This window comes from Pseudomonas sp. B21-015 (assembly GCF_024749285.1).
In the GTDB taxonomy this organism is placed as follows: Bacteria; Pseudomonadota; Gammaproteobacteria; order Pseudomonadales; family Pseudomonadaceae; genus Aquipseudomonas.
In genome coordinates this window covers 1293908-1309163 of sequence record NZ_CP087196.1, presented here as the reverse complement: position 1 = coordinate 1309163, position 15256 = coordinate 1293908, and the positions used below count along the sequence as shown (strand labels likewise).

Annotated in this window: 14 protein-coding genes; 6 read left to right on the top strand and 8 right to left on the bottom strand. The window is 58.5% G+C overall.

Translation table 11 applies throughout. The features are described 5' to 3' along the window. The 3 genes from LOY38_RS06065 (at position 1) to LOY38_RS06055 (ending at position 3359) form a co-directional block, all read left to right on the top strand. Positions 1–945, top strand: a complete 945-nt coding sequence (locus tag LOY38_RS06065) for an ABC transporter permease (RefSeq protein ID WP_258699231.1) — start codon at positions 1–3, stop codon at positions 943–945. Further along, complete coding sequence (locus LOY38_RS06060) at positions 935–1759, top strand: ABC transporter permease (RefSeq protein WP_258699230.1); 825 nt, start codon at positions 935–937, stop codon at positions 1757–1759. Before LOY38_RS06065 ends, LOY38_RS06060 begins: the two co-directional genes overlap by 11 nt. A gap of 175 nt (positions 1760–1934) precedes the next feature. Continuing rightward, complete coding sequence (locus tag LOY38_RS06055; RefSeq protein WP_258699229.1) at positions 1935–3359, top strand: gamma-aminobutyraldehyde dehydrogenase; 1425 nt, start codon at positions 1935–1937, stop codon at positions 3357–3359. Between the two features lie 202 nt (positions 3360–3561). On the opposite strand, the gene LOY38_RS06050 is transcribed toward LOY38_RS06055, so the two are convergent. Both LOY38_RS06050 and LOY38_RS06045 read right to left on the bottom strand, forming a co-directional pair. Then, entirely contained in the window at positions 3562–4119 is a 558-nt protein-coding gene (locus LOY38_RS06050; RefSeq protein WP_258699228.1) for a hypothetical protein, read from the bottom strand. A gap of 5 nt (positions 4120–4124) precedes the next feature. Continuing rightward, complete coding sequence (locus LOY38_RS06045) at positions 4125–4598, bottom strand: ComF family protein (protein WP_258699227.1); 474 nt, start codon at positions 4596–4598, stop codon at positions 4125–4127. Between the two features lie 370 nt (positions 4599–4968). Here LOY38_RS06045 and LOY38_RS06040 point away from each other — a divergent pair, with 370 nt between their 5' ends. Next, positions 4969–5475, top strand: a complete 507-nt coding sequence (locus LOY38_RS06040; protein WP_258699226.1) for a Bro-N domain-containing protein — start codon at positions 4969–4971, stop codon at positions 5473–5475. A 55-nt stretch (positions 5476–5530) separates the two neighbouring features. Here the strand turns inward: LOY38_RS06040 and LOY38_RS06035 are convergent, their stop codons facing one another. Next, positions 5531–5716, bottom strand: a complete 186-nt coding sequence (locus LOY38_RS06035; RefSeq protein WP_007940616.1) for a hypothetical protein — start codon at positions 5714–5716, stop codon at positions 5531–5533. Positions 5717–6126: 410 nt separating this feature from the next. On the opposite strand from LOY38_RS06035, the gene LOY38_RS06030 reads away from it, so the two are divergent. Continuing rightward, a complete protein-coding gene (locus LOY38_RS06030) occupies positions 6127–7752 on the top strand; it encodes a glucan biosynthesis protein D (RefSeq protein WP_258699225.1) in 1626 nt (541 codons plus the stop codon). 205 nt (positions 7753–7957) lie between these two features. Here LOY38_RS06030 and LOY38_RS06025 read toward each other — a convergent pair whose 3' ends face one another. The 3 genes from LOY38_RS06025 to LOY38_RS06015 form a co-directional block, all read right to left on the bottom strand. Continuing rightward, a complete protein-coding gene (locus LOY38_RS06025; RefSeq protein WP_258699224.1) occupies positions 7958–9064 on the bottom strand; it encodes an NADH:flavin oxidoreductase/NADH oxidase in 1107 nt (368 codons plus the stop codon). Between the two features lie 357 nt (positions 9065–9421). Continuing rightward, positions 9422–11131 carry a single-stranded-DNA-specific exonuclease RecJ gene (gene recJ / locus LOY38_RS06020; protein WP_258699223.1) on the bottom strand — a complete coding sequence of 570 codons (1710 nt, stop codon included), beginning with the start codon at positions 11129–11131 and terminating at the stop codon, positions 9422–9424. Positions 11132–11197: 66 nt separating this feature from the next. Further along, positions 11198–11740 carry a YaeQ family protein gene (locus tag LOY38_RS06015; RefSeq protein ID WP_095054212.1) on the bottom strand — a complete coding sequence of 181 codons (543 nt, stop codon included), beginning with the start codon at positions 11738–11740 and terminating at the stop codon, positions 11198–11200. A 147-nt stretch (positions 11741–11887) separates the two neighbouring features. Here LOY38_RS06015 and LOY38_RS06010 point away from each other — a divergent pair, with 147 nt between their 5' ends. Continuing rightward, positions 11888–13087, top strand: coding sequence for a CaiB/BaiF CoA-transferase family protein (locus LOY38_RS06010; RefSeq protein ID WP_258699222.1), 1200 nt, complete (start codon positions 11888–11890; stop codon positions 13085–13087). A gap of 193 nt (positions 13088–13280) precedes the next feature. Here LOY38_RS06010 and LOY38_RS06005 read toward each other — a convergent pair whose 3' ends face one another. Next, complete coding sequence (locus tag LOY38_RS06005; RefSeq protein WP_258699221.1) at positions 13281–13568, bottom strand: DUF3509 domain-containing protein; 288 nt, start codon at positions 13566–13568, stop codon at positions 13281–13283. Positions 13569–13784: 216 nt separating this feature from the next. Continuing rightward, positions 13785–15140, bottom strand: coding sequence for a transporter substrate-binding domain-containing protein (locus tag LOY38_RS06000; protein WP_258699220.1), 1356 nt, complete (start codon positions 15138–15140; stop codon positions 13785–13787). Between the last annotated feature and the right edge of the window lie 116 nt (positions 15141–15256).

The window sequence follows — 15256 nt, the reverse complement described above, 5'->3', positions numbered from 1 at the left end:
ATGGACAGCGTGATCCCTCGAACACCGGCAAGCGGCTCGCCGTTGCGCAGGTTTTCCAACCTGCTGTACCGGCGGCCGAACCTGTATCTGTCGCTGCTGCTGGTGCCGCCGTTGCTGTGGTTTGGTGCGATCTACCTCGGCTCGCTGCTGACGTTGTTGTGGCAAGGCTTCTACACCTTCGATGACTTCACCATGGCGGTCACCCCCGACCTGACCCTGGCGAACTTCGCTGCGCTGTTCCAGCCGTCGAACTTCGACATCATCCTGCGTACCCTGAGCATGGCCATCGTCGTGTCACTCGCCAGTGCCGTGGTGGCGTTCCCGATCGCCTACTACATGGCGCGTTACACCAGCGGCAACATCAAGGCGTTTTTCTACATTGCGGTGATGATGCCGATGTGGGCCAGTTATATCGTCAAGGCCTACGCCTGGACCTTGCTGCTGGCCAAGGGCGGCGTGGCACAGTGGTTCGTTCAGCACCTGGGGCTGGAGCCGGTGTTGCAATGGGTGCTCGGGATCCCGGGGCTGGGTGGCAGCACCTTGTCGACCTCGCACCTGGGGCGGTTCATGGTGTTCGTCTACATCTGGCTGCCGTTCATGATCCTGCCGATCCAGGCCTCACTGGAACGCCTGCCGCCGTCGTTGTTGCAAGCCTCGGCGGACCTCGGCGCCAAGCCCCGTCAGACCTTCATGCAAGTGATTCTGCCGCTGTCGATTCCAGGCATCGCCGCCGGTTCGATCTTCACCTTTTCACTGACCCTGGGCGACTTCATCGTGCCGCAACTGGTGGGTCCGCCGGGCTATTTCGTCGGCAGCATGGTCTATGCCCAACAAGGGGCGATCGGCAACATGCCGATGGCAGCGGCCTTCACCCTGGTGCCGATCGTGCTGATCGCCATTTACCTGTCCATCGTCAAACGTCTGGGGGCCTTCGATGCGCTCTGACTCTTCCTCTCAAGACCGGGCATCCCTGGGCCTGCGCATCGCCGCCTGGGGCGGGTTGGTGTTCTTGCACTTCCCGATCCTGATCATCCTCCTCTACGCCTTCAACACCGAAGACGCGGCGTTCAGCTTTCCGCCCAAGGGCTTCACCCTGAAGTGGATCGGCGTGGCGTTCTCCCGGCCTGATGTGCTGGAAGCCATCAAGCTGTCATTGCAGATCGCGTCCATTGCGACGCTGATTGCGCTGATCCTCGGCACCCTCGCCTCGGCGGCGTTGTACCGACGGGACTTCTTCGGCAAACAAGGCATCTCGCTGATGCTGATCCTGCCGATTGCCCTGCCCGGAATCATCACCGGGATCGCACTGCTGGCAACCTTCAAGACCCTGGGGATCGAACCTGGGGTATTCACCATCGTGATCGGTCACGCGACCTTCTGTGTGGTGATCGTCTACAACAACGTCATCGCCCGGTTGCGCCGCACTTCCTACAGTTTGATCGAGGCGTCGATGGACCTCGGCGCCGACGGCTGGCAGACCTTCCGCTACATCGTGCTGCCGAACCTCGGCTCGGCGTTGCTGGCCGGCGGCATGCTGGCGTTCGCCCTGTCGTTCGACGAAATCATCGTCACCACCTTCACCGCCGGCCATGAACGCACTTTGCCGTTGTGGCTGCTCAATCAGCTCAGCCGCCCACGGGACGTGCCGGTGACCAACGTCGTCGCGATGCTGGTGATGATGGTGACCATGCTGCCGATTCTCGGCGCCTATTACCTGACCCGCGGCGGGGAAAGCGTTGCGGGCAGTGGCGGGAAATAACTGACAGCTCATTCCCAATGTGGAAACCGGATCCTGTGGGAGCGGGCTTGCTCGCGATAGCGGTCTTACAGTCGACATTTCTGTTGAATGTCAGTCAGTCATCGCGGGCAAGCCCGCTCCCACAGGGGGCCGGTTTCAGCAGGAAAACAAAAACAGCTTCGATGAGGACAAAGCCATGCAAACCAAACTCTTGATCAATGGCCAACTCGTTGCCGGCGACGGCCCCGCCCAAGCCGTGTTCAACCCGGCACTCGGTCGTGTACTGGTGGAAATCAACGAAGCCAGCGAAGCCCAGGTCGACGCCGCCGTGCGGGCCGCCGACACTGCCTTCGAAGCCTGGTCGCAAACCACGCCGAAAGAACGCTCGTTGTTGCTGCTCAAACTCGCCGACATCATCGAAGCCCATGGCGAAGAGCTGGCCAAACTGGAGTCGAACAACTGCGGCAAACCCTACAGCGCCGCGCTGAATGACGAGATTCCCGCGATTGCCGACGTGTTCCGATTCTTCGCCGGGGCCAGCCGTTGCATGAGCGGCGCGCTGGGGGGCGAATACTTGCCCGGCCACACCTCGATGATCCGCCGCGACCCGGTGGGCGTGATTGCCTCCATTGCGCCGTGGAACTACCCGTTGATGATGGTCGCCTGGAAAATCGCCCCGGCCCTGGCCGCGGGTAATACCGTGGTGCTCAAGCCATCGGAACAAACCCCGCTGACCGCACTGCGCCTGGCAGAACTGGCGTCGGAAATCCTCCCGGCTGGCGTGCTTAACCTGGTGTTCGGTCGTGGCCCTACAGTCGGCACGCCACTGGTCACGCACCCGAAAGTGCGTATGGTGTCGCTGACCGGCTCCATCGCCACCGGCTCGAACATCATTTCCAGCACCGCCGGCAGCGTTAAACGCATGCACATGGAATTGGGCGGCAAGGCGCCGGTGATCATCTTCGACGATGCCGACATCGACGCCGCCGTGGAAGGCATTCGCACCTTCGGTTTCTACAACGCCGGCCAGGACTGCACCGCCGCCTGCCGCATCTACGCTCAGGCAGGCATCTACGACCAGTTCGTCGAGAAGCTTGGCGCCGCCGTCAGCAGCCTCAAGTACGGCTTGCAGGATGACCCATCGACGGAACTGGGCCCATTGATCAGCGCGCAACATCGTGACCGCGTGACCGCCTTGGTCGAACGTGCCATGGCGCAACCGCACATTCGTTTGATCACTGGCGGCAAAGCGGTGGAAGGCAATGGTTTCTTCTTCGAGCCGACGGTGCTGGCCGATGCGCAACAGGACGACGAGATCGTGCGCCGCGAAGTATTCGGGCCGGTGGTGTCGGTCACCAAGTTTACCGATGAAGCGCAAGCACTGGCCTGGGCCAACGATTCAGACTACGGCCTGGCATCGTCAGTCTGGACCGCGGACGTCGGCCGCGCCCATCGCCTGTCTGCACGTTTGCAGTATGGCTGCACCTGGGTGAACACCCACTTCATGCTGGTCAGCGAAATGCCGCACGGGGGTCAGAAACTGTCTGGTTATGGGAAAGACATGTCGATGTATGGATTGGAGGACTACACGGTTGTAAGGCATGTGATGTTCAAGCATTAAAAGCTTCACGGGCAAGGCTTGCTCCTACAGGCACTGAGCTCAACCTGTGGGAGCGAGCTTGTTCGCGATGCCGGTCTTAGTGGGTTATACCCTGTTCGGCCTGTGCCTGGCAGCGGTGCCAAGACTGAAACATTCCTCGCTCTCACACTCCTAGAGAAAGAGAATTAACGACAGTATCGACTATTGACTGAAGAGAAAAACATCAAATAAAAAGTTCTGCCTGATCATGCTTCAGCAAAGATATGCGATCGAAAAGCTTAATTTTTTCATTTGCTTTTTGTTTAGCGTGATCCGTCATAAACGCAACAAGCTCCTCAAGTTGACTCACATTCCCAACCACCTTAAAGGCCTTTTCTTTGTTAACAAAAACGAGCGACTTCTTCCTTCGAGACAGCAGTTCAATTACGTTACTTAAAGTTCCGGTGCTTTTTGCATCCCAAATCATCAAGCCGTAATCAGCGGCTTCAGCCATTACAATATCTTTCGCCGTGAAAAATGCTCGCGACCCTTTGGAGTGTTTGGTTTCTACTGTTCTAGCCGGCCATTCTCCAAGATTGTTTCGCGGGGTCACGCCACTACAATAAATAGTAGTTCTAGATCGAGATAGGCTCAACAGATACTCTTGGATAGAGGTATCGGCGCCGCCAGCATCACCAACCACGACATCAAACTCCGAAGCAACAATATTATCGATACGCTCTTTAACCTTAGGATCAAGGTGTTTGATATTAATAGAGCCAGCAATAAATACAGTTGTCATTTAGCTCACTTCCAAGTTAATGCCGCGACGTAAATCTTTCCAACTTTTGGATATTTACGTAAAACAGCACAGGCTGCATCCATTGATGCACCACTGTCAAACAAATCATCGACGACCAGCACATTCCAACAGCCTACATTGGTAACTTCATCATTAACACTGAAGCTACCCCCAATAGCAGCAATCTTTTCGGCTTTAGAATGTAAATCTTTAAGCGATTTTCCTGTAGCGGCCTTTCGGAGCAAATCCGAGAATACAGGCTTTCCTATTATTCTTCCTAACTCCACGGCAACCTCAGTAACTGGTTGTCGCGCACGTACATTCGAGGCTGGCATAGGAACTACGAATCCTACTTGAGTTAGCTTAGGAAAAACATTCGTCGCTACAGCTTGAGCAAGAGGCCCCACCTGACTCCAATCCTTCAGGTATTTGAGCTGGTAGGTTGCCTCTCCTACCTCGGTGCCAGTCGACCGTCGCATGACATTGACCCTCTTGCAAAAACAGGCATTTCCTACGGATCGAACCTTCCGTTAAAGAAGCCAACTCCTACAGCACGCAGCGCCAGAGTAGACTTGGCACTGCGAGCGCCTGAACGATAGGCTTCACCTCGTCGCTGCCAAATCAGTGACCCGGGGTCGAAGCCGGAACACTATCAACATGGCGCATCCGCGCCCCCATATGAACTGGGGCATTTTTTGCCTTTCAGCTTCGCTTTATGGTGGGCCGTGTGGCGCGGGCCTCTCGGCTTACATGTTGATCGAGAATGTTCCGACTTCGAACGCCACTCGGTCCGCCACCCAAATCTGTCGAAGGATTAGTGGCGGCTCCTTTTCAACATGGAGTCGACAAATGCTTAAGCACACGCAAAATCCGTCTGAAATCCATCCTCATTTCACCCCTACTGTCTTCACCCGCCACAACCGTTTCCTCCACGCTTTTATGCGGGACAACCAGGCCTGGTTCTGCGTCCAGGACCTTGGTCGCTTAATGGGACGACCGCTGGACCAACGACTCACCCTGAAGCTCGACCCTGATCAGCGCCAATATGTCTGGCTGCTGAAGAACGGCAAAACGGTCGAATCACTGATGGTCAGCGAATCAGGGATGTATGCCCTGCTCGTTCATCATTTCGTCCCGGAAAACCGAAACCTGCGCCAGTGGCTGAGCAACGAGGTCATGCCAATGTTGCGTGATTCGAACGCGGCATCGGTGGAAAACATCCCGAGCCTGAGTTCGTTGCAGTGGGCTGGGATTTCTGTGCCGCTGCTGCATTGGCAGCATCAGGCCTGGATCAAATGGCGCGACATGCCTGATCTGATGCAAGCACAGCGCCCCTTCACGATTGGTAGCCGATGAGCTGATGCACAAAGGGACGGACTTTGCAGTCCGTCCCTTTGGTTTTCCAACATCCTCAAAACCGCGAAACACTCCTCATCGCATCCACCAGATAGCGCATCGCAATCCGGTCGCTCTCCGACAGCTCGCGATACCGCTCCACCAACTTCAACTCCTCCGAACTGAGCCGACGCCTTCGCCGCCCGGTGGCCAGGCAGGGAAAGAGTCCTAACATTTCAGTGATGCCTTGTACTTTTGACATGGACGATGTCCTTCTATACGTCAGAGAAAACTTCAAAACCGCATCGCCCTATCACTTTCAGCGGCCGCCTTGTGCCCGCTGAATCCACCGGCCTGAAGGGCCGAAACCGGTCATGCCCATAGAATAGAAATTAAATCGGTGCTGAAAAGCAGTTTTTAGAGTAATTAGTCGAAAAAAGCAGATATGCCCTATAAATCAGAAAGCACTGCGAGAAACGTTACCTGACATGTCTTGTTTCATTGCTGCGCTGTCGCGGTGCTATCAATCATTTTTGCTCTGCAACTGAACGGTTTAAGCTATTTGGCATCTTTCTAAAGTCCGTTGCGTTTGGCCAAGGCATGTCCGAACCGTTATTTCTGATCCAGCACGCGCCAGGAACGGCGCGGGATTGTTCACGACAGGTTGTACTTATGCACCGCAGGAATTTGCTCAAAGCCTCCATGGCCATCGCGGCTTACACCGGTCTTTCGGCCACCGGTCTGTTGGCTGCGAACGCCTGGGCTGGTAGCGGCGCTGCCGATGGCGATGCTCAGGCGTTCGACTTCGAAGCACTGAAGAGCCAAGCCAAACAGCTCGCCGGCAAGTCGTACCAGGACACCAAACAGGTGCTGCCGCCGACGCTGGCGACCATGACGCCACAGAACTTCAATGCGATCCGCTATGACGGCAATCACTCGCTGTGGAAGGATCTGAAAGGTCAGCTGGACGTGCAGTTTTTCCACGTTGGCATGGGTTTCAAGCAGCCGGTGCGCATGTACAGCGTCGATCCCAAGACTCGACTGGCGCGCGAGGTGCATTTCCGCCCGTCGCTGTTCAACTATGAAAAAACCACCGTCGACACCCAACAGCTCAAAGGCGACCTGGGGTTCTCCGGGTTCAAGCTGTTCAAGGCCCCGGAGCTGGATCAGCACGACGTGTTGTCGTTCCTCGGCGCCAGCTATTTCCGTGCGGTAGACGCCACCGGCCAGTACGGTTTGTCGGCCCGCGGCCTGGCGATCGACACCTACGCCAAGAAGCGTGAAGAGTTTCCGGACTTCACCAAGTTCTGGTTCGAAACACCGGACAAGGACAGCACCCGTTTCGTGGTGTACGCCCTGCTCGATTCGCCGAGCGCCACCGGCGCCTACCGTTTTGACATCGATTGCCAGGCCGAGCGCGTGGTGATGGAAGTCGACGCCCACGTCAATGCCCGCACCGCCATCGAGCAACTGGGTATCGCACCGATGACCAGCATGTTCAGCTGCGGCACCCACGAGCGCCGCATGTGCGACACCATTCACCCGCAAATCCACGACTCCGATCGCCTGGCCATGTGGCGCGGCAACGGCGAGTGGATCTGCCGCCCGTTGAACAACCCGGCCACCCTGCAATTCAACGCCTTCGCCGACACCGACCCGAAAGGCTTTGGTCTGGTGCAGACCGACCATGAATTCGCCAGTTATCAGGACACCGTCGACTGGTACAGCAAGCGCCCGAGCCTGTGGGTAGAACCTACGACCGCATGGGGCGAAGGCTCTATCGATTTGCTGGAAATTCCTACAACCGGTGAAACCCTGGACAACATCGTCGCGTTCTGGACGCCGAAGAAACCGGTCGCGGCCGGTGATTCGCTGAACTACGGCTACAAGCTCTACTGGAGCGCCCTGCCGCCAGTGGGCACGCCGCTGGCACGGGTCAATGCGACCCGTTCGGGCATGGGCGGCTTCGTCGAAGGCTGGGCACCGGGTGAGCATTACCCGCAAGTCTGGGCACGCCGCTTCGCCGTGGACTTCACCGGCGGCGGGCTCGACCGCCTGCCCGAAGGTGCGGGGATCGAGCCGGTGGTGACCTGCTCGAACGGCGAAGTGAAGGACTTCAATGTGTTGGTGCTGGATGACATCAAGGGCTACCGCATTACCTTCGACTGGTACCCGACCAATGACAGCGTGGCACCGGTGGAGCTGCGGTTGTTCATTCGCACCAATGACCGGACGTTGAGTGAAACCTGGTTGTACCAGTACTTCCCGCCGGCACCGGAGAAACGTAAGTACACCTGACAGTAAGTGGGCGCCTGAACCGGCCCCTTCGCGGGCAAGCCCGCTCCCACAGTGATGGGGTTGTTCACAAAATTTGTGTACGCCGCCGATCCTTGTGGGAGCGGGCTTGCCCGCGAAGGCGGCAGGACAGCCGACAAACCTCTCGACACAAAAATGCAAAAGCCCCGGTCAACTCGACCGGGGCTTTTTGGTTTTACAGCGGCATTCAATCACGCAAATCCGATTCATGAATCGGCTGGTCACGATGAGTGGCCCGCTGGTATTGCGCCGGCCAGATCGCCTTGTGCCCACCCAGATCGTCATCGGCATGCAGCGGCCAATACGGATCGCGCAACAACTCCCGGGCAAGGAAGATAATGTCGGCCTGACAGGTGCGCAGAATATGCTCGGCCTGGGCCGGCTCGGTGATCATTCCTACGGTGCCGGTGGCAATGCCTGACTCCTTGCGTACCCGCTCGGCAAAACGGGTCTGATAACCGGGGCCTGTAGGAATTTCGGCGTTTACCGCCGTACCGCCCGACGAGACGTCGATCAGGTCCACGCCCAGATCCTTGAGGCGTCGCGCCAGCTCCACGGTTTCATCGGGGTTCCAGCCGTCTTCCACCCAGTCGGTGGCCGATACTCGTACAAACACCGGTAACTCTTCAGGCCATACGGCCCGCACCGCTTCGGTGACTTGCAGCACCAGCCGAATGCGATTCTCGAACGAACCGCCGTACTGATCGCGCCGCTGATTGCTCAGGGGCGAAAGAAATTGATGCAGCAGGTAACCGTGGGCGGCGTGCACTTCGACCACTTTGAAACCGGCGGTCAGCGCTCGTTTGGCCGAATCGACGAAGGCCTGAATGATGTCGGCTATTTCGCCCTCATCGAGCGGCTTCGGTGGTGTGTGCTGGGGGTCGAAAGCGATGGGCGAAGGGCCGACCGGGGTCCAGCCGCCGTCTTCCGGCTTGACGCTGCCATGCTTGCCCAGCCACGGCCGATGCGTGCTGGCCTTGCGCCCGGCGTGGGCCAACTGAATGCCGGCGACAGCACCTTGGGCGGCGATGAAGCGCGTAATACGTTGCAAGGGTTCGATCTGTTGATCATTCCAGAGGCCGAGGTCCTGGGCGGTGATGCGCCCGTCGGCGGTGACTGCCGTGGCTTCGGTGAATACCAGACCGGCGCCGCCGATAGCGCGGCTGCCGAGGTGGACCAGATGCCAGTCATTGGCCAGCCCATCGACGCTGGAGTACTGGCACATCGGTGACACCGCGATGCGGTTAAGCAGGGTCAATTGACGAAGGGTATAGGGTTCAAGCAGCAGACTCATGGGGCACCTCTCGAATCAGTGGGCAGGCTCCAGGGTTCTGTTTGAATAGTCGACGAGTGACAGGAAAAAGGTGCAGCACCCGCCCCCGCGGGCAAAAAATTCGACAAGACGTCACAAGGATAATCAAGCAGTGCTTAGAGCCTAGTCGACATCGGGGGATGAGGGAGGGTTCAAGAAATGAAACACCCAAATTTGAGGTCCGGGCGATACCTGTGGCGAGGGAGCTTGCTCCCGCTCGACTGCGCAGCAGTCGTCAACCATCCGGAGTGTTACAACAGGAAAAAAGCGTTTAAGGGTTTTAGGGCCGCTTCGCAGCCCAGCGGGAGCAAGCTCCCTCGCCACAAAAGCATCGTGCCGTTATCGCGGTTCGATGTGGGCAATCATCAACTGCACCGTCTCGTTGCCACGAAACTCGTTGAGGTCGAGTTTGTAGGCCAATTCGACCCACTTGATGGTCGGATTCGGCCAGATATCCCGGTCGATCCCAAAGGCGATTCCATCCAGCTTCACCGAGCCGCATTCACTCTTCAGCACCACTTTCAGATGCCGCTCGCCAACCACCCGTTGCTCGACCAACTGGAACACCCCGTGAAACAGCGGCTCCGGGAAGTGTTGCCCCCAAGGCCCGGCGTGGCGCAGGGCGCGGGCCAGTTCCAGGTGAAACTCTTCGACCGCCAAAGTGCCGTCCGACAGCAGGCGCCCGGTCAGGTCTTCTTCACGCAATTGCCTACGCACTTCTGCGTCAAAAGCCTCGGCAAACAACGGAAAATTCGCTTCCGGCAACGTCAGGCCGGCCGCCATGGCGTGACCACCATATTTGCTGATCAGGTTTGGATGCTGCGCCGCCACCACGCTCAAGGCATCGCGAATGTGAAACCCCTGAACCGAACGCCCCGAGCCCTTGAGCAGGCCATCGCCGGCATCGGCAAAGGCAATGGTCGGACGGAAATAGCGCTCTTTCATACGCGACGCGAGGATACCGATGACGCCCTGGTGCCACTCGGGATCGAACAGGCACAAACCGAACGGCATCGATTCCAACGGTAAATCCTTGAGCTGGGCCAGCGCCTCGCGCTGCATGCCCTGTTCGATGGACTTACGGTCCTGGTTCATGCCGTCCAGCTGAGCGGCCATTTCACGGGCGGCGCCCGCGTCTTCGGTGAGCAGGCATTCGATGCCCAGGCTCATATCATCCAGCCTTCCTGCCGCATTCAGACGCGGGCCGAGGATGAAGCCCAGGTCAGTGGAGGTGATACGTGAATGGTCACGCTTGGCCACTTCAAGGATCGCCTTGAGCCCCGGTCGAGCGCGCCCGGCGCGAATCCGCTCCAGGCCCTGATGCACCAGAATCCGGTTGTTGGCATCCAGCGGCACCACGTCGGCGACACTGCCCAGCGCCACCAGGTCCAGCAACTCGCCAATGTTCGGTTGCTGCTTGTTTTCGTACCAACCCAGGCTGCGCAAGCGCGCGCGCAGGGCCATCAACACATAGAAGATCACCCCGACACCGGCCAGGGCTTTGCTCGGGAACATGCAACCCGGCTGGTTCGGATTGACGATGGCATCGGCCAACGGCAGCTCGTCGCCGGGCAAGTGGTGATCGGTGACCAGCACCTTGAGCCCGGCCTTTTTCGCCGCCGCCACGCCTTCGACGCTGGAGATGCCGTTGTCCACGGTGATCAGCAGTTGCGGCTCGCGGGTCAACGCCACTTCGACAATTTCCGGGGTCAGGCCGTAGCCGTACTCAAACCGGTTCGGCACCAGATAGTCGACATGCGCCGCGCCCAACAGGCGCAACCCCAGCATGCCCACGGTACTGGCCGTCGCACCATCGGCGTCGAAGTCGCCGACGATGAGAATCCGCTGACGCTGTTCCAGGGCCGTCACCAGCAAATCCACCGCTGCATCGATACCTTTGAGCTGCTGATACGGAATCAGCCGCGCCAGGCTCTTGTCCAGTTCAGCCTCGGACTGCACGCCCCGCGCCGCGTAAAGGCGGGTCAACAGCGGTGGAATATCACCGAGGAATGGCAGGGTGTCGGGCAACAGGCGAGGTTCGATGCGCATGGGGTGACAGGTGCTTCTCTTGAATACGTAGGATAAAACCGGGTGACGCGGCTAAGCGGCGAATAATCAGCCGCGTTCGCCGGCCAGCCATTGCAACTGGACTTCGTGCTGACCACGGTCGTCGGTGACGAAAATCGTTCCTTCGCTGATCATCACGTCCCACTTGATAACGCGCGGCATGTCCTTGGCCAGGGTTTCCAGCACTTCCTGGGGCACGGCGGCGATGTTGACGTTTTTCAGGGTCTTGATCGCCGGGATCACTTTGCCTTCCCAGACACGCAGGCTGCCGTAGGCCAGCAGGCTGGTGCGCTCGGTGCGGCGCGAGCACCAGGTCAGGCGATCGGCGTCTGGCTGGCCGACTTCGATCCAGTGCAGGACACGATCATCCAGGCTTTTTTCCCACAGCGCCGGTTCATCGACGTCTGACAGACCGCGACCGAAGGACAACTGCTCGTTGTACCAGAAGGCGTAGGCCAGCAGCCGCACGGTCATACGCTCTTCGGTTTCCGAAGGGTGACGGGCGATGGTCTGCTTCACGCTCTCATAGACGCTGCGGTCGAGGTCGGTGAGGTTCAGTTCAAACTTGTAGGTCGTGGACGGCTGGGCCATGAACGGGCTTCTTGATACGAGGAAAGGCGGCAAGTCTAACCGATGCAACGGGCAATCAACGAATTGAAGGCGATCAACTTTGGGCGATGGACGTCGGCCTATGTTAAAACTCTGCTCTCGCTCAGCCTTTGTCCTACAGGATTCAGTATGCCGTTCTCCAACAAACCGCTCTCGGGTCTGAAAGTCATCGAACTGGGTACGTTGATTGCCGGGCCGTTTGCCTCGCGTATTTGCGGCGAGTTCGGCGCCGAAGTGATCAAGATCGAGTCTCCGGACGGCGGTGATCCGTTGCGAAAATGGCGCAAGTTGTACGAAGGCACCTCGCTGTGGTGGTTCGTTCAGGCGCGCAACAAGAAGTCCCTGACCCTGAACCTGAAACACCCGGACGGCCTGGCGATTCTGAAACAGCTGCTCAGCGAAGCGGACATCCTGATCGAGAATTTTCGCCCCGGGGTGCTGGAAAAGCTCGGCCTGGGCTGGGAAGTTTTGCACGCATTGAATCCGAAACTGGTAATGGTGCGACTCTCGGGCTTCGGCCAGACCGGCCCCATGAAAGATCAGCCAGGCTTCGGGGCGGTCGGTGAGTCCATGGGCGGCCTGCGCTACATCACAGGGTTCGAGGACCGACCGCCGGTGCGCACCGGGATTTCCATCGGCGATTCGATTGCCGCGCTCTGGGGCGTGATCGGCGCGCTGATGGCCTTGCGTCATCGCGAGGTCAACGGCGGCTTGGGCCAAGTGGTGGATGTGGCGTTGTACGAAGCGATCTTCGCCATGATGGAAAGCATGGTCCCGGAGTTCGACGTGTTCGGCTTCATCCGCGAACGCACCGGCAACATCATGCCGGGCATCACGCCCTCCTCCATTCACACCAGCGCCGATGGCAAACACGTACAGATCGGCGCCAATGGCGATGCGATCTTCAAGCGGTTCATGCTGATCATCGGGCGCGAAGACCTGGCCAACGACCCTGTGCTGGCCAGCAACGACGGGCGCGATAGCCGTCGCGACGAGATTTACGGGGTGATCGATCGCTGGGTCAACTCACTGCCACTGGACGCGGTGATCGCGCAACTGAACCAGGCTGACGTGCCCGCCAGCCGGATCTTCAGCGCCGAAGACATGTTCAGCGATCCGCAGTACCTGGCCCGGGAAATGTTCCTGCAAGCCAAGCTGCCCGACGGCAAGGACTTCAAGATGCCCGGCATAGTGCCAAAACTCTCTGAAACACCCGGCAGCTCCGAATGGGTCGGGCCGCAGTTGGGTGAACACAATACGCAGGTCCTTCACGATCTTGGCTACGACCCGGCACAGATCGCACGGCTGCGAGAAGTCGGGGCCATCTAAGCTGAAGCGGGCCACGCAGTGACAAATCGCAGGCAAAAAGAAACCCCGAGAAGTGGGGAGACGACTCGGGGTTAAACGTGGCCTCTATTAAAGACCAGTAGCAGCAAGCTACAAGCACCGGAGCACAATGCTTGATCCTGCTGTTACATGGTCTGACTGACCTTGGCGCAGGAAGGTTCCCACAAAAAACAATTCAATTTCGGCTGGCCAGGATCTTGTCCTGAGCAGCATTGCGCAATGCCGCGATGACACAGGGCTCCAGACGTCCTTCAGCGATCAGTACGTCGCGGTGCAGCCCGTCGACGACATCCGTCAGCAGACGTTTATCGGTTAACTGGGCCTCATTGAACAGCCGTTCGACCACAATAGCGCCGCTCGCGCCCTTCAGTGTCACCAAGCATTCGCCCTGGGCGCCCGCTGAGGTCAACGTGACCTGATACGGGCTCAGAGCCTCACCGAGCAATAGACTGATACTTTCCATCTCGATCACCACTCAATAGTCCGAAAACAAAGTGCCGGGGCGTGTCCACAGTCAATGACCACCGGCCCGAGAAGAAAGTTCTGAATTCCAACGGCAGGCGCACCGACGCCTCTGGTGGATAAAGCATGCACGGTAAAGATGACAACAAAAAAACAGCCGCTTCACGCTTAGGCGCCGCTCCCACAGGTTCTGCGCCTTAACTGACTGGCATTACCCTCATGTCTGCCTTATACGCTTGGCCAGATCGATCCATCCGCCCAGCAGTCCGCGCAATTGACCGTCCGCACCGTAAAACGGCACCGTCCATTGGTAGATGTCCCTGACGCCGTCGTTGAACATCAACTGACGTTCACTGAAGCGGGTCTTGCGAGTACCGAGCTGAGCCATGAACTCGGCATGGAGCAGCTCGGCGGTCTCTTTGGGCAAGACATCGAGCTCGATCAGTTGTCGACCCTGAACCTGATCGAAACGGGTCGACAAACCCTCCTCGTAACTGTTGTTGCACATGATCAAACGCCCTTCCAGGTCACGCACGAACATTGGATCGGGCATGGCGTCTATCAAGGCGTGCTGGAAGGCGAGCTGGTCATTGAGGTCTTTTTCGGCGTCCCGACGTTGCTGGATCAACACCGTGAGTCGCCGGTTCCACAGCAGGGATAACAGCACAAAAACACTGGCGGCAAAGACGCCCCAGCAGCACCACTCGGTTATTCGCTGCCAGGTCGAGGGCGTCTGTACAGGAACAATGCCATCGAGCCACTTCAGGCGGATGGCGCGTAACTGCGCAGGCGGAAACGCTTCGAGCGCCTTGTTGAGGATGCTCAACAATTGCGGCTGTCCTTTGCGTACCGCCAGATGATCGGCCTCCCATTTACCGTCCACCGTGTGGCCCACCTTGAGCAGCCCGGACGGATAGAGCTGAGCCCCGGTTTCGTTCTCGATGGTGGCGTAGGCTTCGCCACTTTCGACCAGCGCCCTGGCTTCGGCGTAGGTCTTGACCGAGCGCAGATCGATGGCCGGATAGTCGCGACGAATAGTGGCTTCCAGTGCGTGCCGGGCTGGCAGCACCAGTACCCGTTTCGACAGCTGCGTCATGGATTGCACCGAGGGCGCTCCCGCTCGCCCAACGAACACCCAGCCCGCACCACCGAACGCATGACTGAATTCCAGAAAGGCCTTGCGCTCTTCACTCATTGCCAGCGTGGTGCTCATGTCCGCCGCGCCACTTTCCAGCCGCTCCAGCAACTGTTCGGTGGAAAACGTCTCTTCATGGACAAACCGCAGCCCCGTCATGGCGCTGATTCGGTCGAGCACATCGTTGTTCAAGCCGCTCCAGTGACCGTGCTCATCCTTGAACAGATACAGCGGGTACTGCGTCGACGCGACGATGACCGTCGGATGCTCGACAATCCATTGTCGCTCCTGAGCATCCAGCCCGATCGCGGTGCCGACGACTGACTCCCGGGGTTCATAAGCCGCCAATTGCGCCGCCAGCCCCCATTGAGCCGCGCTCATGGCACCGACCAAAAACATCCAGCACACAGCTGGTTTAAACCCTCTAAAAAACAGCATTGCCACTTCCTTGGTGATCGCCTCGCCCGTCCTTCATGGGCGGCTCTTCATTTACGAAACCCGGCAAGTGTGGCATGCAGAAACAAGAAAGCCCGTCAGGAGACGGGCTTCAAAAT

What these genes read in the sequence shown, in the direction of transcription:
- LOY38_RS06045 (WP_258699227.1), bottom strand. Translation starts at nt 4,598, where the DNA reads ATGCGACGGTCGACTGGCACCGAGGTAGGAGAGGCAACCTACCAGCTC.
- LOY38_RS06035 (WP_007940616.1), bottom strand. Translation starts at nt 5,716, where the DNA reads ATGTCAAAAGTACAAGGCATCACTGAAATGTTAGGACTCTTTCCCTGC.
- LOY38_RS06050 (WP_258699228.1), bottom strand. Translation starts at nt 4,119, where the DNA reads ATGACAACTGTATTTATTGCTGGCTCTATTAATATCAAACACCTTGAT.
- LOY38_RS06060 (WP_258699230.1), top strand. Translation starts at nt 935, where the DNA reads ATGCGCTCTGACTCTTCCTCTCAAGACCGGGCATCCCTGGGCCTGCGC.
- LOY38_RS06040 (WP_258699226.1), top strand. Translation starts at nt 4,969, where the DNA reads ATGCTTAAGCACACGCAAAATCCGTCTGAAATCCATCCTCATTTCACC.
- LOY38_RS06030 (WP_258699225.1), top strand. Translation starts at nt 6,127, where the DNA reads ATGCACCGCAGGAATTTGCTCAAAGCCTCCATGGCCATCGCGGCTTAC.
- LOY38_RS06005 (WP_258699221.1), bottom strand. Translation starts at nt 13,568, where the DNA reads ATGGAAAGTATCAGTCTATTGCTCGGTGAGGCTCTGAGCCCGTATCAG.
- recJ (WP_258699223.1), bottom strand. Translation starts at nt 11,131, where the DNA reads ATGCGCATCGAACCTCGCCTGTTGCCCGACACCCTGCCATTCCTCGGT.
- LOY38_RS06010 (WP_258699222.1), top strand. Translation starts at nt 11,888, where the DNA reads ATGCCGTTCTCCAACAAACCGCTCTCGGGTCTGAAAGTCATCGAACTG.
- LOY38_RS06065 (WP_258699231.1), top strand. Translation starts at nt 1, where the DNA reads ATGGACAGCGTGATCCCTCGAACACCGGCAAGCGGCTCGCCGTTGCGC.
- LOY38_RS06055 (WP_258699229.1), top strand. Translation starts at nt 1,935, where the DNA reads ATGCAAACCAAACTCTTGATCAATGGCCAACTCGTTGCCGGCGACGGC.
- LOY38_RS06000 (WP_258699220.1), bottom strand. Translation starts at nt 15,140, where the DNA reads ATGCTGTTTTTTAGAGGGTTTAAACCAGCTGTGTGCTGGATGTTTTTG.
- LOY38_RS06025 (WP_258699224.1), bottom strand. Translation starts at nt 9,064, where the DNA reads ATGAGTCTGCTGCTTGAACCCTATACCCTTCGTCAATTGACCCTGCTT.
- LOY38_RS06015 (WP_095054212.1), bottom strand. Translation starts at nt 11,740, where the DNA reads ATGGCCCAGCCGTCCACGACCTACAAGTTTGAACTGAACCTCACCGAC.